Source organism: Pseudomonas sp. FSL R10-2189 (assembly GCF_009600325.1).
Lineage (GTDB): Bacteria > Pseudomonadota > Gammaproteobacteria > Pseudomonadales > Pseudomonadaceae > Aquipseudomonas > Aquipseudomonas helleri.
Genome location: NZ_WIVZ01000070.1, coordinates 1 through 7,958, shown reverse-complemented (window position 1 = coordinate 7,958; position 7,958 = coordinate 1). Strand labels below are relative to the sequence as shown.

The following is a 7,958-nucleotide window of genomic DNA, read 5'->3' as shown; positions in this document are numbered from 1 at the left end:
CGCAAGCTGCTGCAAGGCCTCAAAGTATCAACCCAACAAGCGGCGCACTGGGTGCGCACCGGCTTTACCGGGCTGCGTGGTGTCGCCGCCAGTAGCGAACTGCTGCTGGCCATTGGCGGGCTCTACTTGGCCAGCGACTCATTGAAGAAGAACATTGAAGAAGCGGAAAAGGCCATTGGGGATAAATCCGATGAGGCCAGGTTGGCACTGTATGGGAGTAGTTTGGGGTGTTGGGTGGCGGGGTTGAGATTGTGGGCCTTTCACTGGAAGCTGGCTCAAGCCGACTACAAAAAAGCAACGCACTAAACCCTGCCCGAACAGCAAGGTTTAAAACCCTGGCTAATACCGGACGCTTGCTGGCTAGAGCCGGTGCGACAATTGGCGCAGTTGCTGGTTTATATGATGCGACACAGGCGGGATTTGCAGCTAATCGCAGCTCTAAGGAAGGAGACAGGGATGCGTCACAAGGGTATGTAGCCTCCACGATGCTTTTAAGCGGTGGAGCAGGGTTCGGTATCTTGGCTGCTGCTACGGGTGCTAGCACGCTGCTAGGTCCACTTGGGGTAGCGTTACTCCTCAGCCTGTCCGGATACGCATTCCTCAAATGGGCCGAAGGGGAGGAGTCAACACCTCTCGAGCGCTGGGCCCGCCGCTGCTACTTCGGTTTTCACAATGAAACACCCCCCATTCATTGGGACAAACCTGAACATGCCGCCATGGCCATTGCCGAACTCAACGCCGCGACCATGGGTGTTGAAGCAGGCGTCAACTTCAGCTTGCGACTCGTCGAAACCGACTCACCCGGTAACATGGGCAAGAGCTCGGTAATCCTCAGGCGACAACTGGAATATCGCCTGGTCCTGCCGCTCTTCGATGCCGAACGTTCGGCGTATCGCTGGTCACTTACGGTCCATCGCCACGGCGATGGTGCTGCCGATCAGTACACGGGCGGTGAAGTCATGGCGCAAGGCAACTTGAACCCGCCCGAACTGGCGACGCCAGCCAGCAAGCGTCAAACAGCACTGGCTGTTCCCAAACTGCCGAAAAAACCGGATTACCAAGCCAACAGCACCACACCCACCCTAAACATTCGGACAGTCACGTCGGCCGATGCCCGCACACTGCAAATAAAAGATATCAAAGGCGCGATTGAGCTGCTGCCCGATAGCCGTCGACACAACATCGAAGCGGCCACTTTGTCCCTGACCTACTGGCCAAATCGCGACATTCTCGATGCCTATGCGGAACTCACCTTAATGGATCACCAGTAAACCACATGGCCTGTCTGCTGTTCGTCCGCTTATTTCGTATCTGTCCTATGGCAAACCTTGCTGCAAGCCATTAACACTGAACTTGACCATTTACTGCTGGCCTCTCCTCGAAAGATCGAAGAGGTAAATGGCACTTACCTGAACTGGAAAGAACGCATGTTATTTAAAACACCTTTGCTCGATAAACCAGCTCCGGGCTGGAAGCACGATCTTCCTGGCCCTAATGAGCCTCCATCTACAGAACCTTACCCGCCAGTACTCTCAAACCCTCCCAACCATGTAGATGATATTTACCTTGAATTAGCGCGCGCAACGATGAGGATGCGCGGGATTGGTGTTTTGCTAGCACCTTTAATGTTTTTGCTCTTCTGTGCTGCCCCTACCGTTTTAATTTCACATGTAATTGAAACGGGAAAAACACCTTCAATTACTCCAAGTATCTTCTTGATTATTGCGGGCGTTATAACGCTATGGGCGGGCATGTACTTCTGGAGAATGGACACTTCAGCCCCACGCGACGAACCCATCCGCTTCAACCGCGCCCGACGCAAAGTCTATGTCTACCGCTTTCGTCGTAACGGCCTCAAACCCTTCAGCCGCAGCGCTTGGGGGGCTCGCGCTGAAGTGTATGACTGGGACAATCTTCACGCCGAAGCCTGCAGCATTTATGGCGCCATGGGCAGCGGCGGCTCGATCCAGACAGTCACGCTGGCAGTACTGGAGCCCGGTACTCATAAGGTAGTCGACCGTTTTCACTTCGCCCACGATATCCAGCAAGGTGAAATGTACTGGGCCATGGCCCAGCTCTTTATGCAGCAAGGACCGCAAGCGCTGCCGTCGTTCCCGCGTCCGCCCCGCGACTGGAACAACGAAAAAATACGCTTCAATCTCGCCCGCCGCCTCGCGCCCAAAGTGCACTGGCCAGAGGCTATCGACCTGGAGTCCCGCTCGGCGCCGTCGATGCACGGCTAACCATTCCTGTTACTGCTTTTAACCCCACGTTCCGTTGCGCAGGTTTCAAGCGCAGCGCAATCCCCCCTGCGACATCACTTTTTGAGGATTTTCTATGCCTGCAGTCGTACTGGTCGGCCATGACCACATTTGCCCGCTGTGCGGCCCCACCACGGTTAATAGTGGCGCAGCAGCTTTCAATATCAACAACAGCGCGGTCGCGCGTGTTGGCGACACTTTGGGTTGCGGTGCTGTCATTACCAGCGGTTCGGCTCTGATGACCATCGAGGGCAAAGCCGTCGCACGCGTAGGCGATACCACTGACCACGGCGGATCGCTGGAAAACGGCGACGCCAGTTGGCTGGTCGATTAACGCTTACCTATGACCAGGAGACGCCCATGCGCCATCAACACGATCTGCGCTTTATCTTCGAGCCCCTGCCGAACGATGCCTTGGAGGTTTTTCTACAGATTTTGACCTGCCGGTTGCGTCTGGCGCCCATCTGTATTCAACGCCCTCGTGCGAGGAGGCGTCATGGAATTTCGTAACCTGACGCCCTTCGATGCGCTGTGTTTTAGCGCCCTGGGTGTGGACGATCAAGAGTATCCGGTGCTGGCCATGAAGGTCGGTTATCGGTTGGTGCCGGTGGATGGCCAACCGGGGCAATTGCGCGCCGAGGTCATGGACGTTAAGCCCGTGGCGTTGTGTACCGATGACGCCTATTACGGCGAAGAAGGGACCAGCAGCGTCAGCGAAGAAAGCGACCTGGCCCCCTTTAAACCGCGCTGTGATGTGATCGTGGTGGGGCTGGCATATGCGCCGCAGGGCTTGCAGGCCACGTCGTGGAACGCGGGTGTGCACTTGAGCATTCCGGTCGCGCACGAGTACATAGAAGTGCCGCTGCCCGAACCGTTGAGCCCCGGCGAACGGTTGAACGAATACCAGCTTCAAGAATGGCAAGCGAAACGCGTGGCCGCCGCCAAGGCACACGCCAATGCCCCTACCCGGCGCAATCTGCTGGACAAACAGTTGCGCTTTAGTGGGCCACGGCAATTTAAAGACAGCCTGTTTGGCGGTTGGCAACTGACTCAAGCGCAGCCCGTTCTGAGCGTTCCGCTGCGCTGGGAATATGCCTTTGGCGGCAGCAGCGTGGTGCGCAACCCCGAGCACCTGTTAAAGCCTGACAGCCCGGAGTATCTGCTCAACGAGGTCTGCTACAGCAACCCGCTGGGCAGCGGCTGGATCGAGAAACGCCAGGAGCAGTTGGGCTTCAAGCTGGATGCGCCCCTGCGGGTGCTGCCCGCGCCGCAAATCGAAGCAATCGACAGGCCCGTGTTGCACCTGGATAAAGCCAAACACCCTGATGGACTGCTCGACTCCACGCAAATGATGCAGGTGGCCGGCACCTACAAATACCAACCCGCAGGTTTTGGGGTGGTCGGCCGGGCCTGGGCACCGCGACTGGCCCTGGCCGGTAACTACGACGCTGTATGGCAAGCAGAGCGATGGCCGGGTCTGCCTTATGACTTTGACTTCGCCTACTGGAACGGTGCGCCCAGCGATCAACAGATCGAATTTCCACCGCCCAACCTGCGCATCGAACTCTTCAACCTGACCGACCCGAGCCTGACACCCAGCGGATACGCGCAGGTGGAAATGCCCGGCCATCGAGCGTTTGTGTTGTTGCGTTTGTTCAACGGCGCCTTGCTGCCGCTGCCCATGCTCACCGACACCCTGCGCATCGACACCGAGGCCATGACCCTGGTGCTGACCCATCGCATCAGCCTGCCCAATAACCTCGATATTCGGGTGCTCGAAGCGCGCTTTGAGACCGATCCGGCGGCGCAACTAATCAAGCGCTCGCAGCGGGAGGTGCATTGATATGGCCGATAACGTCATCGCCCGCAAACAGACCAAATGGAAGGTGATCAGCATCGTCCCGGACGTGTGCAAAACCCCGATGGGCAGCGCCATCCCGCCTGTGCCCTACCCCGTCACCGCCGAACTCAAAACCGCCACCGGCGTGGCCAACTCCGTGCGCGCCAATGGCAAACCGGTGGTGGTCTACGACATGAGCCTGGTGCCCACTACCAAAGGTGACCAAGCGGGCGCGGCTAAAGGCATCAAGAGCAACACCGTCGGGGGCAAATGCTACCCGCTGGAGAAAAGCAGCAGCGTGCGCGCTGAGGGCAAGTTGATCGTGCGCCATGGCGATACGTTCTGGATGAATGGGGTCTAGAACATGGCCGAGCCCCTAGAGATCAACATCAGCAAATCCTTCGTCGAGCATGGCGGCAAACAATGGGCGACCTATGAAAACGGCGGTGGCGTTACGGTTCAGGTCTGGAAAAACCAACAACTCGAACTCCAGCGCGATCTCAGCTACACCGACTACGCAACATTCAGGGAAAAAGCCCCGGAACTTGGACTGCGCGACTACCCCGCTCCGCTCATGCGCCGCCAAGGCGGCACAAATGCAAACGGCAATACGCTGGGGCGTGTGGTGGGCGAAACCGCGCCAACCGCAGTGCCCGCCACACAGGCCAATGCGGCGATAGAAGCCGAAACCCAAGAGGAAAGCATCACCGGAGAACAAGTTCTCGATGGCCTCCAGCTAGGCCTGGATGTGGTGGGCCTGATCCCCGTGGTGGGAGAAGCGGCGGACATTATCAGCGCTGGCATCAGCCTTGCTCGCGGGGACTATGTAGGCGCTGAGCTGTCACTGCTGTCGGCCATACCGTTTGTGGGGTATGCGGGTACTGCGGGCAAGGCCACGCGCTATGGCGCGAAGATGGCTGAGGCTTCGGGTAAAGTCGCACGCGAAATTACACAAATGCCCCCCATAAAAAAAATCACAAGCAAAAATCAAGAGCCACCCAAAGATGTTAAAGACGGCGGCAAATCAAAAGGAGGGCCATGCGATCACCTTCGTAAGGGGAGCGGAAAAGGGCCATACCGTGGTGGAGCGCACAACCAAACTTCTAAGCCTGTAAACGACAATAAAGACTCCCACCATATGCCCGCTGATGACGCCAGCCCCCTTCCGAAAAGAGACGGACCTGCAATACAAATGCACCCAAATGACCATAAGCTCACGAAAAGCAATGGATCAGTAAAAGGATCAGCAAAATACCGCCAATCAATTCAGGAATTAATAGAAATGGGGGAATGGCGAAAAGCAATGATCAAAGAGATTAAAGATGTCCGACGAATCCAGAAAATCATTGGCGAGCCCAACAAATACAATGAAGCAATTTTGGAAATGCTAAAGTATTTCAGATGCCTTGAAAAAAACAATCTCACCTCATAACTCCAGGATATAAAATGAATAATTACGAAATTTCTCCGTACGTAGGCGTAGGAGAATTAAAGTTTGGAATATCCCCATCTATGGCCGAGAAAATTCTTGGCAAGCCAAACTTTTCATACTACGACCCAGACACTGATGCAACCACTCAATATTGGAACAACAATGGACTACAGCTTTCGTTTTCAAAAAAAAATAACACCCTTACATCCATCAGCATGTATTCAAACATTAGAAACATAACACTTCCAGGAATTAAGTTCGACTGGAATACATCAAATACAACTTACAACTCATTAATAAAATCGGATCCTTCGGCCATGAAAACTGTTGGAATTACAGTTTTCTTCAAGTATGGAATAGCAGTTTCAGGACTCTCTGGGGAAGATAACGGCAACAAGTCGATAACCGCTTTTACTAAGGGTGAATGGGTGCCGGAAGATCCATACCTGGAGCGCCTCACATAAGTGAGGTACTGCACGAAAAGGGAACAAGTTTTCGATGGCCTCCAAGAAAAACGCATTCCTAGTAAAGAATGGATGGATGGATTGGCGGCAGAACACACTCTGAAGAGAGGACCCTCAAAGCCTTATTTGGATGCGTTAGAAAAGGCCGGAATCAGTTACAAGACAACCCCGCAGATACACATTAAGGTTAGACCATGAACATAGACCAAGTTCAGGCCGCTGAAGTATTTGATGATTTTTTAATTGCAACGGATGACCAAATAGAGTGGCTAATTGAAGAAGCAAAAAAACACAAAATCGCTTTAACAAACTCTCCCAACACACCAGAGCTTCTCGAAAAATCATTTGACATAATATCCGAAGAACTGAATGAAGAGGATATTGAAAAATTGATAGTTATATTCGGTAGATATCTCGGAGAATTTATAAGACTTAACTATGGCGGAAAATGGACCCTGCCACTGAAGGATAAGAAAAACGTCAATTTCAATACCCCCGTGATCACAGGCCATTCGCCTATAGAGGGGCTGGAGTTCGCCCCCATAAGAGTCATATGCGCCTATGCTCTTCGTAGATACAAAGGCACTATACGTCGCGCCATAGACAATCACATTCACCCGCAAATATTGGACCTGAGTTTAGAAGCAGCGCAAGAAAGACATAGCAAGAATTAAATTGCGCGACCATGAGTGTAAAGGTTGGGGTCAACTTCAAGTTGCGACTCGTCGAAACCAGCTCAGCGGGCAACATGGCAAGAGCTCTGCAATCCTCAGGCGACAACTGGAATACCGCCTGGTCCTGCCGCTCTTCGAAGGCGATCATTCGGCGTATCGCTGGTCACTGGTGCTGCTGTTAACGCAGTCGCTCGCGGTGATGGCTCAGACGTAAAGAATATGGAACTGACAATCTGCCATCAGCCAAAAAGGAAAATAAACATGAGAGACTCTCATTTCGAATACTTCATCGAGAAATTTGGCGAAGCCACTTACAGCATGCCTGTTTCAGAAGCCACCCTTGCTCAATGGACCGGCAAGCTCCCTCCTATCTTGATGACTTACTGGCGTGAAGAAGGCTGGGCAGGGTATGCAAACGGGCGAGTATGGACAGTTAATCCCGATGAATATGAAGACATCAAGGATGCATGGCTTGAGGGGACACCGCTTGTCAACATTGATAACTTCCACGTCATTGCCCGCGATGCCTTTGGCGACCTCTACTTGTGCGGCGAAACAACAGGCGCAAGCGTCACCATCACTTGTATCCACAATGAAATCCTCGCTCTGAAAAACCAGCTCAACCCCAAACCCTTACCAGATCACGATCCTTCCATTCAGGCGCTGTTTGGTTCTGCCAAGCTAGAAGACTTCGACTACCCTGACGCCAACGGAAAACTGCTGTTTGAACGCGCTATAAAGAAGTACGGCCCACTTGAGCCCGATGAAATGTACGGTTTCGAACCTGCGCTCGTTATGGGTGGAAGCGTTATATTGGAGAACCTTCGACGCCTTAAGCTGGATCCACACCTCCACATTCTGCGTCAATTCGACAGTCCGACTCTTCCTTTCTCCAACATCGATTTTTGACAAGTTTATGAAATAGCCATGAGTTCAAAAGCGGCCCACATCTGGAGGGTGTCCAGGCATTCGTCGCGCAAAACCATACGCCATACGCCACCCTGCGCATCGACACCGAGGCCATGACCCTGGTGCTGACCCATCGCATCAGCCTGCCCAATAACCTCGATATTCGGGTGCTCGAAGCGCGCTTTGAGACCGATCCGGCCGCGCAACTGATCAAGCGCTCACTGGGGGAGGTGCACTGATTGGGCGGATGCCTGTTTGGGTAGGGAGTAAAAACTACAGACATAAAAAAAGAGGCCTATAAGGGTAATGCCAGTCAGTTAAGCTGACTGGCATTTTTATTTTCGGGTCGGATATTTTGCTGGGCGCTGCTTCACTGCT

General features: G+C 53.6%; 10 protein-coding genes and 1 pseudogene. All 11 read left to right on the top strand.

The window, feature by feature from the left end; genetic code table 11:
* Nucleotides 1-306: pseudogene (locus GHO32_RS26560) on the top strand (hypothetical protein); the annotation flags it as partial.
* Nucleotides 252-1,271, top strand: coding sequence for a hypothetical protein (locus GHO32_RS25745; RefSeq protein WP_153426246.1), 1,020 nt, complete (start codon nt 252-254; stop codon nt 1,269-1,271). The pseudogene GHO32_RS26560 and the gene GHO32_RS25745, both read left to right, overlap by 55 nt.
* Nucleotides 1,272-1,427: 156 nt before the next feature.
* The gene (locus tag GHO32_RS27315; RefSeq protein ID WP_368668532.1) at nt 1,428-2,243 is read left to right on the top strand and encodes a DUF6708 domain-containing protein; all 816 of its coding nucleotides are present in this window, start codon (nt 1,428-1,430) and stop codon (nt 2,241-2,243) included.
* 94 nt (nt 2,244-2,337) lie between these two features.
* On the top strand, nt 2,338-2,595 hold the full coding sequence (locus tag GHO32_RS25735) for a PAAR domain-containing protein (RefSeq protein ID WP_048373686.1): 258 nt from the start codon (nt 2,338-2,340) through the stop codon (nt 2,593-2,595).
* A 162-nt stretch (nt 2,596-2,757) separates the two neighbouring features.
* The gene (locus tag GHO32_RS25730; protein ID WP_153336893.1) at nt 2,758-4,104 is read left to right on the top strand and encodes a DUF2169 domain-containing protein; all 1,347 of its coding nucleotides are present in this window, start codon (nt 2,758-2,760) and stop codon (nt 4,102-4,104) included.
* A gap of 1 nt (nt 4,105) precedes the next feature.
* Nucleotides 4,106-4,462 (top strand): DUF4150 domain-containing protein, encoded by a 357-nt coding sequence (locus tag GHO32_RS25725; RefSeq protein ID WP_153336892.1) that lies wholly within the window; start codon nt 4,106-4,108, stop codon nt 4,460-4,462.
* 3 nt (nt 4,463-4,465) lie between these two features.
* Nucleotides 4,466-5,533, top strand: a complete 1,068-nt coding sequence (locus GHO32_RS26555; protein WP_178113944.1) for a hypothetical protein — start codon at nt 4,466-4,468, stop codon at nt 5,531-5,533.
* A 14-nt stretch (nt 5,534-5,547) separates the two neighbouring features.
* A complete protein-coding gene (locus tag GHO32_RS25715) occupies nt 5,548-5,997 on the top strand; it encodes a hypothetical protein (protein WP_153336891.1) in 450 nt (149 codons plus the stop codon).
* A gap of 194 nt (nt 5,998-6,191) precedes the next feature.
* Nucleotides 6,192-6,671, top strand: a complete 480-nt coding sequence (locus GHO32_RS25710; RefSeq protein ID WP_153336890.1) for a hypothetical protein — start codon at nt 6,192-6,194, stop codon at nt 6,669-6,671.
* Nucleotides 6,672-6,932: 261 nt separating this feature from the next.
* Nucleotides 6,933-7,580 carry a GAD-like domain-containing protein gene (locus tag GHO32_RS25705; RefSeq protein WP_153336889.1) on the top strand — a complete coding sequence of 216 codons (648 nt, stop codon included), beginning with the start codon at nt 6,933-6,935 and terminating at the stop codon, nt 7,578-7,580.
* A 113-nt stretch (nt 7,581-7,693) separates the two neighbouring features.
* Nucleotides 7,694-7,819, top strand: a complete 126-nt coding sequence (locus GHO32_RS26995) for a hypothetical protein (protein ID WP_256665601.1) — start codon at nt 7,694-7,696, stop codon at nt 7,817-7,819.
* The last annotated feature ends 139 nt before the right edge of the window (nt 7,820-7,958 follow it).

Coding starts and splice junctions, on each gene's coding strand:
- GHO32_RS27315 (WP_368668532.1), top strand. CDS start 1,428: ATGTTATTTAAAACACCTTTGCTCGATAAACCAGCTCCGGGCTGGAAG.
- GHO32_RS25735 (WP_048373686.1), top strand. CDS start 2,338: ATGCCTGCAGTCGTACTGGTCGGCCATGACCACATTTGCCCGCTGTGC.
- GHO32_RS25730 (WP_153336893.1), top strand. CDS start 2,758: ATGGAATTTCGTAACCTGACGCCCTTCGATGCGCTGTGTTTTAGCGCC.
- GHO32_RS25725 (WP_153336892.1), top strand. CDS start 4,106: ATGGCCGATAACGTCATCGCCCGCAAACAGACCAAATGGAAGGTGATC.
- GHO32_RS26555 (WP_178113944.1), top strand. CDS start 4,466: ATGGCCGAGCCCCTAGAGATCAACATCAGCAAATCCTTCGTCGAGCAT.
- GHO32_RS25715 (WP_153336891.1), top strand. CDS start 5,548: ATGAATAATTACGAAATTTCTCCGTACGTAGGCGTAGGAGAATTAAAG.
- GHO32_RS25710 (WP_153336890.1), top strand. CDS start 6,192: ATGAACATAGACCAAGTTCAGGCCGCTGAAGTATTTGATGATTTTTTA.
- GHO32_RS25705 (WP_153336889.1), top strand. CDS start 6,933: ATGAGAGACTCTCATTTCGAATACTTCATCGAGAAATTTGGCGAAGCC.
- GHO32_RS26995 (WP_256665601.1), top strand. CDS start 7,694: ATGACCCTGGTGCTGACCCATCGCATCAGCCTGCCCAATAACCTCGAT.